16 protein-coding genes are annotated in these 17,793 nt (G+C 72.7%); 8 read left to right on the forward strand and 8 right to left on the reverse strand.

Translation table 11 applies throughout. From position 1 onward, the window contains the following. Positions 1 to 80: 80 nt before the first annotated feature. A complete protein-coding gene (locus ACIQU4_RS11900; RefSeq protein ID WP_403728432.1) occupies positions 81 to 923 on the forward strand; it encodes a TIGR02452 family protein in 843 nt (280 codons plus the stop codon). Between the two features lie 45 nt (positions 924 to 968). On the opposite strand, the gene ACIQU4_RS11905 is transcribed toward ACIQU4_RS11900, so the two are convergent. The 3 genes from ACIQU4_RS11905 to ACIQU4_RS11915 all read right to left on the reverse strand — a co-directional run bounded on the left by ACIQU4_RS11905 (position 969) and on the right by ACIQU4_RS11915 (position 2,627). Beyond that, a complete protein-coding gene (locus ACIQU4_RS11905) occupies positions 969 to 1,433 on the reverse strand; it encodes a type II toxin-antitoxin system PemK/MazF family toxin (protein WP_403728434.1) in 465 nt (154 codons plus the stop codon). Between the two features lie 41 nt (positions 1,434 to 1,474). Continuing rightward, entirely contained in the window at positions 1,475 to 2,137 is a 663-nt protein-coding gene (locus ACIQU4_RS11910; protein ID WP_403728435.1) for an O-methyltransferase, read from the reverse strand. Between the two features lie 67 nt (positions 2,138 to 2,204). Beyond that, entirely contained in the window at positions 2,205 to 2,627 is a 423-nt protein-coding gene (locus tag ACIQU4_RS11915) for a MerR family transcriptional regulator (RefSeq protein WP_403728437.1), read from the reverse strand. A 198-nt stretch (positions 2,628 to 2,825) separates the two neighbouring features. On the opposite strand from ACIQU4_RS11915, the gene ACIQU4_RS11920 reads away from it, so the two are divergent. Continuing rightward, positions 2,826 to 3,899, forward strand: coding sequence for an alkene reductase (locus ACIQU4_RS11920; protein WP_403728439.1), 1,074 nt, complete (start codon positions 2,826 to 2,828; stop codon positions 3,897 to 3,899). Positions 3,900 to 3,992: 93 nt separating this feature from the next. Next, the gene (locus tag ACIQU4_RS11925) at positions 3,993 to 4,550 is read left to right on the forward strand and encodes a pyridoxamine 5'-phosphate oxidase family protein (RefSeq protein WP_403728440.1); all 558 of its coding nucleotides are present in this window, start codon (positions 3,993 to 3,995) and stop codon (positions 4,548 to 4,550) included. Positions 4,551 to 4,650: 100 nt separating this feature from the next. On the opposite strand, the gene ACIQU4_RS11930 is transcribed toward ACIQU4_RS11925, so the two are convergent. Together ACIQU4_RS11930 and rox are read right to left on the reverse strand one after the other, a co-directional pair. Then, positions 4,651 to 6,696, reverse strand: a complete 2,046-nt coding sequence (locus tag ACIQU4_RS11930) for a calcium-binding protein (RefSeq protein ID WP_403728442.1) — start codon at positions 6,694 to 6,696, stop codon at positions 4,651 to 4,653. Between the two features lie 196 nt (positions 6,697 to 6,892). Continuing rightward, the gene (rox, locus tag ACIQU4_RS11935; protein WP_403728444.1) at positions 6,893 to 8,329 is read right to left on the reverse strand and encodes a rifampin monooxygenase; all 1,437 of its coding nucleotides are present in this window, start codon (positions 8,327 to 8,329) and stop codon (positions 6,893 to 6,895) included. A 291-nt stretch (positions 8,330 to 8,620) separates the two neighbouring features. Between rox and ACIQU4_RS11940 the strand changes: the two genes are divergently transcribed. The 3 genes from ACIQU4_RS11940 (at position 8,621) to ACIQU4_RS11950 (ending at position 11,299) form a co-directional block, all read left to right on the forward strand. Continuing rightward, the gene (locus tag ACIQU4_RS11940; RefSeq protein ID WP_403728446.1) at positions 8,621 to 9,304 is read left to right on the forward strand and encodes a DUF5701 family protein; all 684 of its coding nucleotides are present in this window, start codon (positions 8,621 to 8,623) and stop codon (positions 9,302 to 9,304) included. Positions 9,305 to 9,467: 163 nt separating this feature from the next. Further along, complete coding sequence (locus ACIQU4_RS11945) at positions 9,468 to 10,370, forward strand: AraC family transcriptional regulator N-terminal domain-containing protein (RefSeq protein ID WP_403728448.1); 903 nt, start codon at positions 9,468 to 9,470, stop codon at positions 10,368 to 10,370. Between the two features lie 170 nt (positions 10,371 to 10,540). Beyond that, positions 10,541 to 11,299: an SDR family NAD(P)-dependent oxidoreductase gene (locus ACIQU4_RS11950; protein WP_403728450.1), complete on the forward strand. Its 759-nt coding sequence runs from the start codon at positions 10,541 to 10,543 to the stop codon at positions 11,297 to 11,299. 49 nt (positions 11,300 to 11,348) lie between these two features. On the opposite strand, the gene ACIQU4_RS11955 is transcribed toward ACIQU4_RS11950, so the two are convergent. From ACIQU4_RS11955 to ACIQU4_RS11965, 3 genes are all read right to left on the reverse strand, one after another. Next, the gene (locus ACIQU4_RS11955) at positions 11,349 to 12,773 is read right to left on the reverse strand and encodes an amidase (protein ID WP_403728452.1); all 1,425 of its coding nucleotides are present in this window, start codon (positions 12,771 to 12,773) and stop codon (positions 11,349 to 11,351) included. A gap of 58 nt (positions 12,774 to 12,831) precedes the next feature. Further along, on the reverse strand, positions 12,832 to 13,536 hold the full coding sequence (locus ACIQU4_RS11960) for an alpha/beta fold hydrolase (protein WP_403728454.1): 705 nt from the start codon (positions 13,534 to 13,536) through the stop codon (positions 12,832 to 12,834). Between the two features lie 68 nt (positions 13,537 to 13,604). Then, positions 13,605 to 14,891 (reverse strand): MFS transporter, encoded by a 1,287-nt coding sequence (locus tag ACIQU4_RS11965; protein ID WP_403728456.1) that lies wholly within the window; start codon positions 14,889 to 14,891, stop codon positions 13,605 to 13,607. A gap of 344 nt (positions 14,892 to 15,235) precedes the next feature. On the opposite strand from ACIQU4_RS11965, the gene ACIQU4_RS11970 reads away from it, so the two are divergent. Both ACIQU4_RS11970 and ACIQU4_RS11975 read left to right on the forward strand, forming a co-directional pair. After that, a complete protein-coding gene (locus ACIQU4_RS11970; RefSeq protein WP_403728457.1) occupies positions 15,236 to 16,249 on the forward strand; it encodes a LacI family DNA-binding transcriptional regulator in 1,014 nt (337 codons plus the stop codon). 312 nt (positions 16,250 to 16,561) lie between these two features. Next, a complete protein-coding gene (locus tag ACIQU4_RS11975; protein WP_403728459.1) occupies positions 16,562 to 17,779 on the forward strand; it encodes a thiolase family protein in 1,218 nt (405 codons plus the stop codon). Positions 17,780 to 17,793 lie beyond the last annotated feature (14 nt).

Raw genomic sequence — 17,793 nt, forward strand, 5'->3', positions numbered from 1 at the left:
TGTCGGCCTGAAAAGGGGGGAGCGGCCACCGTGCGGAAAATCTCTGGCCGCGGGTGGTTCGTGCTGCCGATGATGGCGACATGAGCAGCAGATTGCGCGAGATCGCGCGGGGGAACGCGACCATAGTGGCGGCCGGTTGGTACCGGACGCGGTCGGGGCGGCAGGTCACCCTCGCCGCCGCCCTGGCGGAATCCAGGGCCGGAACCAGAATATATGGGCCAAACCAGGTCATTCCAGACGAGAAACTTCCCGCCGGGCGGTGTGAGACGGCCGTCGAGGTCACGGGGGAGAGCAGTACGGTCGCAGCCCGTAGGCTCGCCGAAGGCGGTCCGGGGCCGGTCTCAGGTGCCTCGGTGGCCGTCCTGAACTTCGCTTCGGCCCGTAATCCCGGGGGTGGATACGTCCGCGGGGCCAAGGCCCAGGAGGAGGCGCTGTGCCGCGCCTCGGCCCTGTACGAGACCCTGCTGGAGGCCCCGGAGTACTACGAGGTCCACCGCGCGGGACGCAGCACCTTCTACACCGACCGGGTGATTCACTCGCCCGGGGTGCCCGTCTTCCGCGACGACCGGGGCGAGCTGCTGGACGCCCCCTTCCGGGCTGGTTTCCTGACCTCCCCGGCTCCGAACGCGGGCACCATCCGCCGCCAGGAGCCGGAGCGCGCCGCCGAGATCCCGGCGGCTCTGGCGCGGCGCGCGGAGCGCGTCCTGGAGACGGCGGCGCTGCACGGGTATCCGCGGCTGGTGCTGGGGGCGTGGGGGTGCGGGGTGTTCCGGAACGATCCGGCGCAGGTCGCGGAGGCCTTCCGGGCCCTGCTGGCCGGGCGTTTCGCGGGGGTCTTCGAGCGGGTGGTGTTCGGGGTGCTGGACCGCGATCCGGGACCGCGGCAGGCATTCGAACGGGCTTTCGCGGGATTCGGGGAGTAGGGCGGCCCGGCCGGGCCCGGCCCGGTGCGGTCCGCCCTACGCCTCCTAGCGCCAGCCGTAGAGCTCGCGGAGCCGGTTCACGACCAGCTGGAACCGGCCCCGGTCCAGGGCGCACGCCTCGCGCCGCATGCCGTCCTCGTGCACCCGCAGCACCCGGTCCACGTCCACCCAGGACTCCCGCCCGGCACCGTCCCACGGCCCGGTCCCGATCGGCACCCACTCCCGGTCGTTGTCGTGCCGCTTGCTGGACAGCTGTACGGCGAGCAGCGTCCGCCCGCCCGCCTCCCGGGCGACGACCAGCACCGGGCGGTCCTTGCCGCGGCCGTCGTTCTCCTCGTACGGGACCCAGGTCCACACGATCTCGCCCGGGTCCGGATCGCCGTCCTTGTCGGGTGCGTACTCGGTGCGCACGGGCCCGATGGCGTGCGGATCGGCCTCGGTGGTGGCCGTGGCCCCGCCGCGCCCGGGCTGTTCGATGGGGTCGGAACTGTGGTGGGAAAGTGCCGTCATGCGGCTGAGGTTAGTGGTTCGGGCGGCCGTAGCGGTGTGGTTCAGCCGGTGACCAGGGCCATGACGAGGCCGTCGTACCCCTTGCTGCCGACGGTCTGGAGGGCGGTGGCGGTCAACCTCGGGTGCTCGGCGATGAGTTCGGTGAACCGGCGGACGCCCTGGACGCGGGGGTCGGCGCTGTCGGGGTCGACGACGGCGCCGTCGCGGACGACGTTGTCGCCGATGATGACGCTGCCGGGCCGGGTCAGTTCGAGGGCCCACTTCAGGTAGTCCGGGTTGGACGGCTTGTCGGCGTCGATGAAGACAAGGTCGAACGGGGCGAGGTCCGTCAGCTCCGGCAGCAGGTCGACGGCCCGGCCGCGCCGGATGTCGACGACGTCCGCCAGGCCGGCCCGGGCGACGTTCGCGGCGGCGACGTCGGCGCACCGCGGGTCGACCTCCAGCGTGACCAGCCGCCCGCCGGCCGGCAGGGCCCGGGCGAGCCAGATGGTGCTGTAGCCGCCGAGGGTGCCGATTTCGAGGATGGTCCGCGCACCGCGGATCCGGGCGAGGAGATGCAGCAGCTTCCCCTGGTTCGGAGCCACCTGATGCGCAGGCAGTCCGGCGGCCTCGGCATCCGCATTGGCGGCGACGAGCGCCTCGTCCTCCTCGACGAGCAGCCCGTCGAAGTAATCGTCAACGGCCGTCCACGTCTGCTGCCCCATGAGTACTCCCGATCCCCTTCGCCGCAGGTGAGTTCCCAAAGGGAACCTACACGAGATCCGGCACCTTTCAACAGGTTGTGGCGGAGGGGGAGGCTGAGGTGGGTGCGGCTGCGGCCGCGGCCGCAGCCGCGCGCAGGGCCTCCCGGTGCGTCCGAGTCGTGGTCATCAGCCCGTCGAGCGCGTCCCGGGTGCGGATGAGGTCGGCGATGTGCTCGGAGAGCCGGTCGCGCTCCTGCGCCATCCGCGTCAGCGCGATGTCGGAGCCCTCCTCGCTGGGCGAATCGACGCACGGCAGCAGTTCGGCGATGGTGCGGCTGGACAACCCTGCGGCATACAGCCGCTGGACGAACGTGACCCGCTCCACCTCGTTGTCCGTGTAGTGCCGCTGTCCGCTGGTGCTGCGCGTGCTGGTGAGCAGCCCCTGCTCCTCGTAGTAGCGCACCGACCGCACACTGACTCCGGCCCGCGTCGCGAGCTCGCCGATACGCATCTAGGCCGTGCCTTTCGGATCATGCCGGGCCCGCGGCGTCTGGCGTCGCGGGCTGATTCGACCTGATCCAAAAGGCACGGCCTACCCCCCGATCGGCTGTGATCCGCGGCACACAGCTTGCCTCTGACGTCAATGTCAGGTTTTAGCGTAACCGCAGTGCCCGACATCCGGGCGCTGCGGATACGAAGGAGCCCTACGGTGACGACGCTTTTCGACAGCCGTCGACTCGGTGACCTGACCCTGCCGAACCGGGTGGTGATGGCCCCGATGACGCGGGTCCGAGCCACCGCCGACGGTCTGGCGACCCCGTCGATGGCGACGTACTACGCCCAGCGGGCGACTGCCGGGCTGATCGTGACCGAGGGGGTGCAGCCGAGCCTGATAGGGCAGTCCAATCCGGGCACCCCGGGACTGCACACCGATGAGCAGGTCGACGCGTGGCGCCCGGTGACCGCCGCGGTACACGCCAACGGCGGACGGATCTTCGCCCAGATCGTGCACGGCGGCCGCGTCTCGCACCCCGACACCACGGGTATGCGGCCGGTCGGTCCCTCGGCCGTCCCCGCCGAAGGCGAGGTGTTCACCCCGGCCGGGCTCCGGCCCGCGCCCGTGCCGCGCGCCCTGGACACCGCCGAGGTGCCCGAGCACACCCGGTCGTATGCCGAGGCCGCCCGTCGCGCCGTCGACGCCGGCTTCGACGGGGTGGAGCTGCACGGCGCCAACGGCTACCTGATCTCGCAGTTCCTCTCTTCGAACGCCAACCTGCGCACGGACCGCTACGGAGGCTCGACGGCCGACCGGATCCGGTTCGCCGTCGAGGCGACGGCCGCCACCGTCGACGCCGTCGGCGCGGCCAGGACCGGCATCCGCCTCTCCCCGGGCGGGACGTTCTGGGGCGTCGCGGAAACCGACGTCCCCGAGCTCTACACCGCGTTGCTCACCGAACTCGCCCGCCTCGAAGTGGCCTACGTCCACCTCGAAGCGACCGCCGACGAGGACGTGCTCCTCGGCCTGCGCCGGGCCTGGCCGGGCACCCTCATGGTGAACCCGACCCTCCCGATGGGACCGAAGCAGACCGGCCGCGCCGAAGCGGACCACTGGCTCGGGCTCGGCGCCGATCTCATCAGCTTCGGCCGCGCCTACATCGCCAACCCCGACCTGGTCGAGCGGCTGCGCCTCGGACTGCCCGTCGCCCCGGTGGACGAGGCCACGTTCTACCAGGGCGGCGACGCGGGATACCTGACCTACCCGGCGTACCGGCACACGGACTGATCCCGCTCCGAAAGCAGACGGGCGAAAACGGGCGTGGCGAGGGTTTCCGTACGGGCAGCCGGTCGTTACGGGAGCGGAGGAAGGAGGTCCGCCATGCCCGCACACGGACCCGCCAAGCAACCCACGACCGAGCTCGACGCCCGCTACAGCTCCGCCCTCAACCCCCGCCCGGGCGCAGAGGACGCGACCGCCACCGACTGGGCCGAGGCCCAGCGGCAGTTGGAGTCCGCCGAGATCTTCTGGCTGTCCACGGCGCGAGCCGACGGCCGGCAGCACGTCACTCCCGTGATCGCCGCCTGGCACGGCGGGGTGCTGTACTTCTCGACCGGCCCGAGCGAGCAGAAGGCGAAGAACCTCGCCCACGACGGTCACTGCGCGCTGACCACCGGGGGCAACTCCCTCACCGAAGGGCTCGACCTCGTGGTCGAGGGCACGGCGGAGCAGGTCGCCGATCCGGCGCTGCTGGAGGAGGTGATCACGGCGTACGAGGGGAAGTACGGCGCCCACATCACCTCCCCCGAGGGCACCTTCCACGGCATCGGCGACGCGTTCCGCAAGGGCGACGTGGTCGTGTTCGCGGTCCCCCCGTCCACGGCCTACGGCTACGGCCGCAACGACGGGGTCTACACCCACACCCGCTGGACGTTCTGACCAGCGGGAATCACGAAGGCGCCGCTTCGTCGGCGCACGTGTCGGGCGGGGGAGAGCCGTCGCCGGGTTTCGCGGCGACGGCTCTGCGGGGAGGGAGCGGTCAGGGGCAGCTGGTGCGGGTGTCGCCCGGGTCCGTGGTGCAGGTGTCCGTGCCGGGGCCGCCGTTGGCGGTGTCGTTGGCGGAGACTCCGTCGGTGGTGGTCAGGCGGTCGTTGCCGTAGTCGCCCGTCAGGGTGTCGTTGCCCGGGCCACCGTTCACGGTGTCGTCGCCGAAGCCGCCGTCGAGGTTGTCGTTGCCGTAGCCGCCGTACACGGTGTCGTTCCCGTAGTTCGCGCGGACGGTGTCGTTGCCGCCGAGGCCGCAGATCACGTCGGTGAAGTAGCCGCCGGTCAGCGTGTCCGCGCCGACGGTGCCGATGATCGTGCAGCCGTGGGCGTTGTTCGCCGCGGTGGTGGTCGTCGCCGTGTTGTTGGAGGTCGACGGGTCCTGCTGCGTCGCGCTCGCTACGGCCCTGTTCGTGACCGTACCGGTGGTCCGGGGCTCGCCCGTCACCGTGACCGAGGCGCTCGCGCCCGGGGCCAGGGAGCCGAGGGCGCAGGTGGCCCCCGTCGCCGTGGTCGTACACGTACCCTGCGAGGCGGCGGCCGAGGTGAGGCCCACGCCGGCTCCGGAGAGCGTGTCCGACAGTGTGACGCCGGTCGCGGTCGCGGTGGAGGCCGCGGAGTTGGAGACCGTCACCGTGTACGAGGCCCGGTCGCCGATGCTCACGGTGGCCGTACCGCTCTGCGTCACCGACAGGTCCGCGCTCGGCGGCGGGGGCGGCGGCGTGCCGTCGCCGCCCTGGTAGCGGGCGAGGGCGAAGGCGAAGCCCGCGCCGACGCCCGCCGCGACGACCTTGCCGTCCGGCTGTACGAGCACCCCGCGGGCGTCGTCCCAGTCCAGGAAGCCCGTGACCGCGAAGCCGTCGCCGCCGAAGCCGGTGTCCACCGTGCCGTTGGTGTTGAAGCGGGCCAGGCCGAAGTCGTTGGCCTCTTGGCTGTTGGGGTCGTCGGCCTGCCCCGCGGTGACGATCTTGCCGTTCGGCTGGAGCGCCATGGCGTTCGCGCCTCCGCCGTCCCCGGGGAAGTGGACCGAGGTGCGCCCGCCGGTGCCGAAGCCGGCGTCGGGGCTGCCGTCGGCGTTGTAGCGCAGCAGGGCGACGCCGACACCGCCGGATCCCGCGGCGACGATCTTGCCGTCCGGCTGCACCGCCACGGCGTTGCCGAACTCGGTGCCGCCGAAGTCCGCGGTCACCATGCCGTCACCGCTGAAGGAGGGGTCGAGGCTGCCGTCGGGCAGGTAGCGGGCCACGCCGATGTCGAAGCCGGTGTTGCCCAGGTACCCGATCGAGACGATCTTGCCGTCCGGCTGGAGGGCCATGCGGCGGGCGATGCCGCCGGCGTCCTGGGGCGAGGCGGGCGTGAAACCGGCGACGACCGCGCCGTCGCCGCCCAGGCTCGGGTCCAGGTGTCCGCCGGCGTCGAGGCGGACCAGCGCGAAGCCTCCGCCGCCGCCCTTGCCCGCGGCGATGATCTTGCCGTCGGGCTGCACCGCCACGTCGGCGCCGTCCGCGGATCCGCCGAACTCCTCGACCCGTACCAGGCCGCCGTCGCCGAAGCCCGCGTCCAGACTGCCGTCGGTGTTGTAGCGGGCCACCGAGAAGAAGCAGCAGCCGCCACCCTCCTCCGCGACGACCTCGGTGGTGCCCGCCACGACGATCTTCCCGTCCGAGGGCTGGATCGCCACCGCGTTGGCCGAATGGGCGCCGCCGCCGAAGTCGCTGGTCACCGTGCCGTCTCCGGCGAAGCCGGAGTCGAGGCCGCCGTTGGCGTTGTACCGGGTGAGCGCGAAGCCGCCCTGGCTCAGGCCCACCACGACCAGCTTGCCGTCGGCCTGCTGCGCGATGTCGTGGCCTTCCGCGTACCCGGGGAACGGGGTGACCACCCGGCCGTCGGGCCCGAACGACGGATCCAGATCGCCGGGCGCGGCCAGCGCGGAGCCAGGCAGCGCGAGTACGAGCGCCAGGCCGAGCGCGGCGGCCAGTACCCCGGTCGTCCCGCCGGGTCCGCGCCGCCGCCGCGCGGGTCTCAGGTGTGCGTGGGTCATGGGCGTACGAACCTCCGGCCTCGCGGGGTGCAGGGAGCAGCGCACAGCTTCGTACGGGAGCCCGCCCGCGCCCCGCGAGCCGTGCCGCACTGCGCCCACTGGGCCCCGGGAACCACCCCGGCGGGGGAGCGCGCGGGGGTGGTCGCCGGGTGATCGCGGGGTGATCGCGGGGTGATCGCGGGGGTGGGCGGTGGGCTCAGCCGGCGGCGGCGCCGAACCACTTGGGCAGGTGGTCGAGCAGATCCTGCTGGTCCTCACCGACCCACGCCACATGGCCGTCCGGCCGCAGCAGTACCGCCGGCACGTCCAGTTCGTCACTGACGTCGACGACGTGGTCGACCCGGTCCGACCAGCCCGCCACCGAGAGCCGGCCGCTCTGGTCGAGGAGCAGGCCGCGGCCGCCGCGCATCAGCTCGTAGAGACGGCCGCGCTTCAGCGCCACGTCCCGCATCCGCCGGCCGAGCAGTTCATGGCTCTCTCGGCCCCCGTCGAAGTCGTAGCGGACGGAGATAGCGGTGATCTTCTCGATGAGGTACCGGTTCACCTCCTCGAAGTCCATCAGTTCCGCCAGCAGTCGGCGCACCGACTGGGGACCCGGCTCGGCGGACATCAGCTGGATCTGCGCGCGGGTGTTGTCCAGTACGGCGGCCGCCACCGGGTGCCGTTCGGCTTGGTAGCTGTCCAGCAGCCCCTCGGGTGCCCAGCCGGCGACCTCGGCGGCCAGTTTCCAGCCGAGGTTGAACGCGTCCTGGACGCCGAGGTTGAGCCCCTGTCCGCCGGTCGGCGGGTGGATGTGCGCCGCGTCGCCGGCCAGCAGCACGCGGTCGACCCGGTAGCGCTCGGCCAGCCGGGTGGCATCGCCGAAGCGGGAGAGCCAGCGCGGCGAGTGCGCGCCGAAGTCGGTGCCGGCGAAGGCGTGCAGCTGCTGCTTGAACTCGTCGAGGGTCGGGGCCGTGGCACGGTCCTCGGCCACTCCCTCGGCGGGCGTGATGACGCGGTAGACCCCGTCCCCCATGGGCATGGCGCCGAACCGCAGCTGGGTCTTGCGGACTTCGGCCACCACGGCGGCCACCGTCTCCGCCGGTTCGGCCAGCTCCATCACGCCCAGCAGCGTCTCGACCCGGGAAGGCTCGCCGGGGAAGCCGACGCCGAGCAGCTTGCGCACCGTACTGCGACCGCCGTCGCAGCCGACGACGTAACGGGCGCGCAGCCGCGTGCTGTCGGCCAGCTCGACGGTCACCCCGTCGTCGTCCTGGCTCAGCCCGACCAGCTCACAGCCGCGCCGGATCTCGACGCCGGCCTCGATGGCGTGCTCGGCCAGCAGCCGCTCGGTGATCTCCTGCGGGATGTGGAGGACGTACGAATGCGCCGTGTCCATCCGCTCCGGCCAGGAGGTGCCGAGGCCGGCGAAGAAGCCGCCCACCCTGAACTGCCGGCCGAGCGGCAGGAACCGCTCCAGCAGGCCGCGCTGGTCCATCGCCTCGATGCTGCGTACGTGCAGACCTTGGGCGCGGGACTGACGGGTCGGCTCCGTCTCCTTCTCCAGCACGAGCACCCGCACACCGTGCAGCCGCAGCTCGCCGGCCAGCATCAGTCCGGTCGGTCCGCCGCCGACCACGATCACGTCCATCATGAAAACCCCCAGGTACGTTGACAAAGGCGGGTGTACTGCGCGAATCCCTGATTTCGGCAGCTTCCGGCCTCGGCCGTTGATTGTGCGGTACGACGGGGGCCTTGCCGCAAGCCCCCCAGTGCGCTATATGTTGAGAGTGGCAAGGAGTGAGTAACCTCCTTGCCTTTCTTTTTGTCCGCCGCTCGGCGGCGTAGGGCTGCGCGAGAGGCCGCGGTGGGAACACTCCGGCGGGCCGCCTCGTTGCTCTGGGGTCCGCTGCTCTGAATCGCGAACCGCAGGAGTACCGTGCCCGTGCCCGAAACCTCCTCCAGCCCCGCCGCGCCCTCTCTCCCGCCGCTCGCCGCCCAGGCCGAGCGCCTGATCGAGCTCGGGGTGCACGAGCTCGCCGGGATCCCCGCCGATGCGCTGCGTGCGTTCGCCTCCGCGGAGGACACCGGCGGCGGCCACGGCGACGACGCCCTGCTCGCCGTCCGTCCGGACCGCGCCCCCGCCTCCGCCCTCGCGCCACTGCTCCGCCGCGACGGCAAGCCCGGCTTCGTCGTCACCGACATGCCCGACGTCGACGGCTTCGCCCCGCTCGACGTCATCGGGCTGCCCGACACCCCTCTCTACGTCGTCACCGGCCTCGATCGCGGCGACCACATGGCCAACTGGAGCCCGGAGGAGGCACTGCCGGCCCTCACGAAGGAGGAGCGCACTCCGCTGCTGCTCACCGAGGGCATCCACTGGGTGCTCCAGCAGCCGGCCGCCCTGGAACGCAACCGCTGCTTCATGACCATCGGCTCCCGGCTGCGCAAGGCGAACGGAGCCCTGGACGCCCGTACCCCGGCGATCTGGATCAGCAACGGCACGGGGCGCGACGGCCGCGAGCGGCGCAACGCCCCGAAGGTCGGCTGGTGCTGGTGGGGCAACCGCCACACCTGGCTCGGCTTCGCCTCGGCGGCGGGTCGCTCGGCGTGCAGGCTGAGCCCGTAGCGGTCGTACGTCGGCTGCGGGCCGCCGGCCCGGTCCGCGGTGTCGGTGAGCCGGTTGAACGCGGCCGCCAGATCCCGCAGGGGAGCGGGCCGGAGTGCGTAGACGGGGCGCCGGCCGGGGCGCTGGGAGGTGACGGTGCCGGCGCACGTGCTGCAATCGTCGTATGCAACTGGACGAACTCCGTGACCTGCTGGCCCGGCACGCGCGGCCGGACTGGAGCACCGACATCGAGGGGGTCCGCGTATCGAAGGTCGAGAGCCCCCACCCGCCCACACCGGCTGCGTCCGGCACGGTGCTGGCCGTCATCGCCCAGGGGACCAAGCGGCTGGCGCTGGGCGAGCAGGTGTACGAGTACGGGGCCGGGCAGTACCTCGTCGCCTCGGTGGACCTGCCGATCACCGGCAACTTCACCGAGGCCAGCCCCGAGGAACCCGCCCTCGGCTTCGGGCTGACCCTGGAGCCGTCCGCCGTCGCCGAGCTGCTGCTGGCCGACCCGGGTGACGCCGGGCGCGCACCGGGCGGACCGCACCCGGCCATCGCGGTCAGCGACGCCCCGCCGGAGCTGCTCGACGCGGTGGTCCGGTTGCTGCGCCTGCTGGACCGGCCCCGCGACCGGGCCGTGCTCGCCCCGCTGGTCAAACGCGAGATCCTGTGGCGGCTGATCACGGGCGAGCAGGGCGAGATCGTACGCCAGCTCGGTCTCGCCGACAGCAGCCTCAGCCACATCGCGCGGGCCGTGCGCTGGATCCGGGAGCACTACGCCGAGCCGTTCCGCGTCGAGGACCTGGCACGGCTCACCGGCCTGAGCGTCTCCGCCTTCCACCGCAATTTCCAGACGGTGACGGCGATGAGCCCCATCCGCTTCCAGAAGCAGATCCGCCTCCAGGAAGCGCGGCTGATGCTGGCCACACGCTCGGGAGACGTCACCGGTGTCAGCGTCCGCGTCGGCTACGAGAGCCCGTCGCAGTTCAGCCGCGAGTACCGCAGGCAGTTCGGCGCGTCGCCCAGCCAGGACGCCGCCCACCTGAGCCGCTCTGAACGCGCCCGTGCGGATGCCCTGCCGTGAATCCGGTCCTGAGCCGGGCCCTGAGTCCGGCCCTCACGTACCACCGCAGCAGGAATGGGCAAGGACGCGGGAGGATCTTTCTTTCGGCGCCGCGACGCCGGCTGGTTGCCTGGAAGTGTCACATTCCGGGTGGAGCGCACGTACTCCACCGCACGAGAGGGAGGCACATCATGCAGGTAGCCGTGGTCACGGGCGCCAGCTCCGGCATCGGACGGAGCGCGGCGCTCCAGATCGCCGCACGGGGCGTCGGAGTCGTCCTCACGTACAGCTCCAACCGGCAGGGCGGCGAAGCCGCCGTCGCCGAGATCGAGAAGCGGGGCGGCACCGCCGTGGCACTGCCCCTGGACATCAGCGACACGGCCGGCTTCCCCGCGTTCCGCGAGGCCGTGGCCGACACGCTGCGCACCACCTGGCAGCGCGACACCTTCGACCACCTCGTCAACAACGCCGGATTCGCGGGCGAGTCGATGATCGAGGACACCACCGAGGAGTCCTTCGACAGGCTCACCCGCGGCCTGTTCAAAGGCCCGTTCTTCCTCACCCGGGCGCTGCTGCCGCTGATGGCCGACGGCGGGGCGATCGTCAACACCACCAGCAACTCCGCACTGCCGCACGTGACGGCACCCGGGTACTCCGTCTACGCGTCGCTGAAGGGGGCGGTGACCGTACTGACCCGCTACATGGCCAAGGAGTTCGGCCCGCGGGGCATCCGCGTCAATTCCGTCGCGCCCGGTGCCACCCGCACCCGTTTCGCCGACAACGCCTTCGAACGGCACCCGGAGATCATCCCGGAGATGGCGCGTGCCTTCGCGCTCGGGCGGATCGGCGAACCCGACGACATCGGCATGGTGATCGCCACCCTGGTATCCGAGGAAGGCCGCTGGATCACCGCCCAGAACATCGAGGTCTCCGGCGGACAGAACCTCTGAGGGCGACCATCCCACTCAGGCCCCCGCTCAGATCCCGCACAGCACCTGCTCAGCCCCCGGTCGGCCAGTGGTTCGGCCAGGCTTCGGCTGCTTCCGCCTGGGCCGCCAGGGAGAGGAGGAGGGGTTCCGAATCGGCCGGGCCCAGGAGCTGGGCTCCCAGGGGGAGGCCCTCGGCGGTGAAGCCCGCCGGGATGTTCACCCCCGGCCAGCCCAGGACGTTCCACGTCCAGGCGTACGGGCACGCCGCGATCATCGCCCGGTCCGTGGCCATCGCCCCGAGTCCCGCCAGGGCTCCGATCCGCAGCGGGGGAGTGGCCGTCGTCGGGGTCAGGACCACGTCGAACCGGCCGAAGATCTCCCCGACCCGCCGCCGCAGCAGGGTCTCCGCCCGGCGGGACGCCCGTAGGGGCAGGCCGCCCAGGATCCGGCCCGTGCGCATCGCCTCGTGCGTGCGCGGGTCCAGCAGCCCGGGATCCGGTACCCGGGACGCCCAGTCCCGTACGCCCCCGGTCGCGCGGGGGACGAAGGTCAGGCCGATCTGCCCGTAGCGCGGGTCCTCCGGGACCACCTCGTGGCCCAGCGACTCCAGCCGCCCCGCCAGTCGCTCCACCGCCGAACGGACCTCCGGATCAAGGGACTTCGGCGTCGCCGTGAAGGCCATCCCGAACGACAGGGCGATGCGCAGCCGGCGCGGCGTGCGACGGGCCGACTCGACCGCCGAGACGGGGGCCGGGTGGTGCCGGTCCCCGGCGTGCGGGCCGCTCGCGGCGTCGAGCAGGAGCGCCGCGTCGCCGACGCTGCGGGCCAGCACGCCGTTGACGGTCAGCCCGTGGAACGACTCCGGCTCCGGCCAGGTGGAGATGCGTCCGCGCTGCGGCTTGACGCCCACCAGATGGGTCCAGGCCGCGGGGATCCGTACGGAACCCGCCCCGTCGGACCCCAGCGCCGCCGGGACCAGCCCCGCGGCCACGGCGGCCGCCGAGCCGCCGGAGGAACCACCGGGCGTGTAGGCCGGGTTCCACGGATTGCGGGTCTCGCCGAACGCCGGACCCTCGGTGAACGGCCACTGCCCCAGCTCCGGCGTCTGGGTCTTGCCGACGACGACCGCGCCGGCCGCGCGCAGCCTGCGTACGGCCTCGCTGTCGGCGGTCTTCGGCGGGAACTCCCCGGCGCAGCCGAACGCGGTCGGCTCACCGGCCACGTCCATGTCGTCCTTGACGGCGACCGGTACGCCGAGCAGCGGGAGCCGCTCACCTGCGGCCAGGCGCCGGTCGGCCGCGTCCGCCTCGGCGAGCGCGGCCTCGGTGCGTACGATCCGGAAGGCGTTGAGGACGGGCTGCGCGGCGGCGATCCGCTCCAGCGCCTCCTCCGTCAACCGGCGTGCGGAGACGCCTCCTTCGGCCAGTGCCCGAGCCGTTTCCACCAGCCCGGAAGACACAGTCGAAGCCTTCGTACCTGACGACGTCACCGACATCGGACCTCCCCGTTACCGCTCGGTAGGACCGAAGGTAACGGGGAGGGCCCGAGGGTGGCTAGAGCGGCTGGATCCAGCCCTCCAGCGAGGCCATGAACCCGTCGAAGTCGTCCCGGTGGATGGTGTGTCCGGCGCGGGCCACGGACCGCACCTCGAAACCGCGCTCCTCCAGCAGCGCGGCCCGCTCCGGGGAGATGAGGAAGCTCGGGTCCGCGAGCTGGACGAGTGAGGGGACCACCGGCGCCGCCGGCATCAGGTCCGTACCGAACAGCGGGGCCAGACTGAGCGCCGTTCCCTCGTCCCACAGGGTCAGGGTCTCCAGCTCGACGTCGATGTCCGCCTCGTCCCAGCGCGGGTTCATCGCCCGGATCTGCTCCTTGGGCGCGGACTTGAACTGTGCGAACACCTCCGGGCCCATCCCCTCGGCCGGGGTGGCCAGGTGCCAGGCCGGGTCGGAGAACACCGCCCGCTTCGGCTTCAGCCGGTCCGCGGCCAGCGAGAGGGTCAGCCCGCCCAGCGAGTGGCCGATGGCGAGGTCGGCGCCGGCCGGCAGGGTCTCGACGACGTCCTGCGCGAAGAGCTCCGGGGCGTACTCGCCGCGCCCGCTGGCGCCGTGGCCCCGCAGGTCCACGGCGATGACGCGGTAGCCGCGCTCGGCGAGTGCGGGACCCACCCGGCGCCAGGTCCGGTGGTCGGCCATCATGCCGTGGATCAGGAGCGCGACACGGTCGCCCTCGCCCCAGGTGTGGGTGTGCAGCTGCACGGTGATGCCCTTCTCGGAAGTCTCGGAGTGTCGGAATTTCTCGGAAGTTCTCGTCAGTTCTCGGCAGTTCAGCGCACGCTGCGGATCGGCTTCACCGCCAGCGCGCCCGCCACCGACAGGACCGCCGCGACGATGAACAGCGCGGTGTAGCCGCCGCTCAGCGAGACGATCACCGAGGCGATGAACGGCGCGATGATCTGCGGCCCCGCGTTCGCGATGTTGAGCACGCCCATGTCGCGGGCCGCGTCCTCCGCCTTCGGGAGCACCATCGTCACGAGCGCCGTGTCCACGGCCATGTACGAGCCGAAGGCGAGCCCGTTGACGGCCGCGAAGGCCAGCATGGCCGTCCAGCTGTTCGACACGGCCGGGATCACGAGCGCGACGGCCGACAGCAGGGCGGAGGCGCCGACGAACAGCTTGCGGCGGTCGAGCCGGTCGGAGAGGTACCCGCCGAGGACCGTGGAGAGCACCATCGCGATGCTCGTCAGCGGCATCAGCACCGCCACCGCCGCCTCCGGCTTCATGCCGTCGGGCAGCACGGTGTGGTCCTGGAGGATGTACAGCTGGTACCCACTGACCGCGAAGTACCCGAGCACGAGCAGCGCCCGCCCGATGAAGGCCCAGCGGAAGTCGTGGTCGCGCAGGGCGCCGGTGAACGCGGCGAGCTGCTCCTTGACCGGCAGCGGGGCGCGCGCCGGGAGCCGTTCCTCGCGGGTGCAGGCGGTGAACAGCACCGCGGCGCCCGCCACGACCGCGCCGAAGACGAGGTACCCGGTGCGGTAGTTCTCCGAGAACGCGGCGCCGATCAGCGCCCCGAGGGTGGAGCCGAACGGCAGGCCGAGCCCGACGGCCGCGGAGGCCTTGCCGCGGGCGGACTTCGGGACCCGGTCGGGGACCACGGAGGTGATGGCGGCCTGGTAGGCGTTCATGACGGCCTGGCCGAGGCACCAGGCGATCGTGATCAGCAGGATCGTGTCGGCGGCGCCGAGCAGGAACATCGCCGGTACGGCGGCGAGTCCGCCGCCCAGGATCCAGGGATTGCGCCGTCTGCTGCGGTCGGACAGGGCGCCGGCGACCGGGTTGAAGATCGTGGCGAAGATCGCCGAGACCCCCGCGATCAGGCCGAAGTTGGAGACCTTGTTCGCCGGGTCGATGTCCTCGACCTGGAGGGCGAGCAGGACGCCGCCGACGCCGATGTAGAGCGCGTACATCGCGCTGTTCCCGACGAGCAGCAACGGGAACAGGCCGCGTCCGGGAGCGCGCGGGCCGCTGGTGGCGGCGGGTGCGGCGGGTGCGGCGGACGCGCCGTCGGGGGTGGCTCCGGCGGTGCCGGTGCCGGAGGAGGAAAGGGCCACGGTGCCCTCCTGGGCGGGTTCTTCGTGCGGATGAGGGTGGGGTAGAGGTGAGGTGAGGGGTACGGGAGGGGGCGTCGGGAGGTGTGGGGAAGCAGTGCAGGGAGGGGCGCGGGAGGGGTACGGGGAGGGTGCGCGCCGCCCTGTCGCGGCGGCGGGGGTGCGTCGGAACACGACAGGGCGGCGGCACGGCGGGACACGGTCGGACACGTGCTGCGGTGCCCCCGGGGAACGGGATGTGACGCCCGAGTTACACGTGTCAATGAATCGTGTAACCACTGTGTAGCATTCGTTTCCGGCCATCCGCTAGCCCCCGGGCGCAATCGGTCTGGAAAGATGCCACGGCAATGTCACAGTCATCGAAACCGCCGCAGCCGGCCCCCGTGCCGACCAGCGCCGACGTGGCCCGTCTCGCCGGCGTGTCGCGCGCGACCGTCAGTTACGTCCTCAACAACGCGGAAGCCGTACGCATCAGCGAGCCGACCCGCCGCAAGGTCCGCCGGGCCGCCGAGGAGCTCGGGTACGTGCCGCACGCCGCTGCCCGCAGCCTGCGCGCCGGCCGCACCCGCATCGTGCTGCTGCCCAGCTCGCACGTGCCGATCGGACCGCTCTACAGCGCCTTCCTCAACGAGCTCCAGTGGTCGCTGCGCCGCCTCGACTACACCGTGGTCCAGTACGGCAGCCTCGGCCTCAGCGGCGACGAGGCCGCCCGTGCCTGGGCCGAGCTGCGCCCGGTCGCGGTGATCTCGCTCGGCGAGATCACCCTCTCCGCGCACAACGTGGCCACGCTCAAACGGGCCGGCGCCCGCGCGGTGATAACGATGGGCCCGGTCGGTGTCCCCGGGGCCCACGCCCTGGTCATGGACCAGAGCGAGGTCGGCGCCCGGGCCGCCGCCCACCTCGTCGAGCGGGGCCACCGGCGGATCGGCGTGGTCGTCCCGGAGGAGGAGGGGATGGAGCTCTTCTCCGCCCCCCGGCTGGAGGGCGCCCGCTCGGTGGCGGGCGCCGAGGTCGAGCCGCTGGCGATGGCCTACTCGGAGGAGTCGGCCGCCGCCCTCGCCGCCCGCTGGCGCTCGCTCGGCCTGGACGCGGTGTTCGCGTACAACGACGAGTACGCGATGCTGCTGATGCGCGCCCTGCTGGACGAGGGGTTGCGGGTCCCCGAGGACGTCGCGGTCATCGGCGCCGACGACCTGCTCATCGGCAGACTGCTGCGGCCCCGGCTGAGCACGGTGCAGATCGAGCTGCCGACCGGGGACCACCTGGCCGAGCTGGTGGACCGGGCGGTGCGCGAGCCGGGCGAGATCACGCAGCGGCACGACCTGATCTCCGCCGTGGCCATCCGGCGGGAGTCGACCTGACGACCGGCCCGTGAGGACCGGCCCGTGAGGACCGGCCCCGTGAGGTCCGGCCCCGTGAGGACCGGCCCGTGACGACCGGCCCGTGAGGTCGCCCGTGACGATCAGTCCACGAGGGACCGGCCCCTCACGACCGGCTCGTGCCGGCAGCCCCCTCCGGCGGTCGGCCGTTGGCCGGCAGAGGGCCGTTGACAGCCGGTGACCTGCGGACGGAGACTGCGGGCGCGCCCCACCGGGCGCGCCCGGCACCGCACCGGGTGCCGATCCCGGCACCGCCCCGGCGCCGCCCGTACGGATCCGCCCAGGAGAGCCCCCATGAGCATCCGCACCGCCCGCGACGGACGCAGCGTCCGCGACGTCTACGTCGTCGACGCCGTCCGCACCCCGATCGGCAAGTTCGGCGGAGCCTACGCCGGGGTCCGCCCCGACGACCTCGCCGCGCACGTCGTACGCGCGCTGGTGGACCGTACGCCCGACCTCGACCCGGCCCGCATCGACGACGTGGTCTTCGGCGATGCCAACGGCGCGGGCGAGGACAACCGGGACGTGGCCCGGATGGCCGTCCTGCTCGCCGGGCTCCCGGTGTCCGTCCCCGGGGTCACCGTCAACCGGCTCTGCGGGTCGGGCCTCGAAGCGGTGATCCAGGCCGCCCGCGCGATCGCGCTGGGTGACGCCTCCGTCGCCATCGCGGGCGGCGTGGAGTCGATGAGCCGCGCCCCCTGGGTGGTGCAGAAGCCCGAGCGACCCTTCCCGGCCGGCCACCAGCAGATGTGGTCCACCACCCTGGGCTGGCGGATGACCAACCCGCGCATGCCCGCGGAGTGGACGGGCTCGCTCGGCGAGGGCGCCGAACTCATCGCGGAGAAGCACGGCATCACCCGCGAGGCCCAGGACCTCTTCGCCCTGGAGAGCCACCGCAAGGCGGCGGCGGCCTGGGCCGCGGGACAGTACGGGGACGAGGTCGTCGCGTACCCCGGAGTGGACCTCGTACGCGACGAATGCATCCGGGAGGGCTCCACGCCCGAATCGCTGGCCCGCCTGAAGCCCGCCTTCCGGACGGACGGCACGGGTACGGTCACGGCCGCGAACGCCTCCCCGCTCAACGACGGCGCCGCGGCGCTGCTGCTGACCGACGAGGAGGGGCTGGCCGCCACCGGCCGGGAGCCGCTGGCCCGGATCAGCGCCTCCGCGGTCACGGGCATCGAGCCGCAGCTCTTCGGCCTGGGTCCGGTCGACGCCGTGCAGCGCGCGCTCGCCAAGGCGGGCCGGAGCCTGGCCGAGCTGACCACGCTGGAGCTCAACGAGGCCTTCGCGGCGCAGGCGTTGGGCTGCCTCGCGGCCTGGCCGGAGCTGGACCCGGCGGTGCTGAACCCGCGCGGCGGTGCCATCGCGATCGGGCATCCGCTCGGCGCCTCCGGGGCCCGGCTGGCCGGTTCGGTAGCGCACCAGCTGGCCGCGGCCGGCTCGGGTACGGGCATGGCGACGCTGTGCATCGGGGTCGGGCAGGGCATCGCGCTCGTCCTGGAGCGCTGAACGCAACGCACCCA

It is taken from the genome of Streptomyces sp. NPDC090741 (assembly GCF_044769045.1).
Lineage (GTDB): Bacteria > Actinomycetota > Actinomycetes > Streptomycetales > Streptomycetaceae > Streptomyces.

Bases quoted from the DNA above. Each gene is read 5' to 3' on its own strand.
- ACIQU4_RS11955 (WP_403728452.1), bottom strand. From the start codon at position 12,773: ATGTCGGTGACGTCGTCAGGTACGAAGGCTTCGACTGTGTCTTCCGGG.
- ACIQU4_RS11900 (WP_403728432.1), top strand. From the start codon at position 81: ATGAGCAGCAGATTGCGCGAGATCGCGCGGGGGAACGCGACCATAGTG.
- ACIQU4_RS11915 (WP_403728437.1), bottom strand. From the start codon at position 2,627: ATGCGTATCGGCGAGCTCGCGACGCGGGCCGGAGTCAGTGTGCGGTCG.
- ACIQU4_RS11925 (WP_403728440.1), top strand. From the start codon at position 3,993: ATGCCCGCACACGGACCCGCCAAGCAACCCACGACCGAGCTCGACGCC.
- ACIQU4_RS11975 (WP_403728459.1), top strand. From the start codon at position 16,562: ATGAGCATCCGCACCGCCCGCGACGGACGCAGCGTCCGCGACGTCTAC.
- ACIQU4_RS11930 (WP_403728442.1), bottom strand. From the start codon at position 6,696: ATGACCCACGCACACCTGAGACCCGCGCGGCGGCGGCGCGGACCCGGC.
- rox (WP_403728444.1), bottom strand. From the start codon at position 8,329: ATGATGGACGTGATCGTGGTCGGCGGCGGACCGACCGGACTGATGCTG.
- ACIQU4_RS11945 (WP_403728448.1), top strand. From the start codon at position 9,468: ATGCAACTGGACGAACTCCGTGACCTGCTGGCCCGGCACGCGCGGCCG.
- ACIQU4_RS11905 (WP_403728434.1), bottom strand. From the start codon at position 1,433: ATGACGGCACTTTCCCACCACAGTTCCGACCCCATCGAACAGCCCGGG.
- ACIQU4_RS11910 (WP_403728435.1), bottom strand. From the start codon at position 2,137: ATGGGGCAGCAGACGTGGACGGCCGTTGACGATTACTTCGACGGGCTG.
- ACIQU4_RS11950 (WP_403728450.1), top strand. From the start codon at position 10,541: ATGCAGGTAGCCGTGGTCACGGGCGCCAGCTCCGGCATCGGACGGAGC.
- ACIQU4_RS11970 (WP_403728457.1), top strand. From the start codon at position 15,236: ATGTCACAGTCATCGAAACCGCCGCAGCCGGCCCCCGTGCCGACCAGC.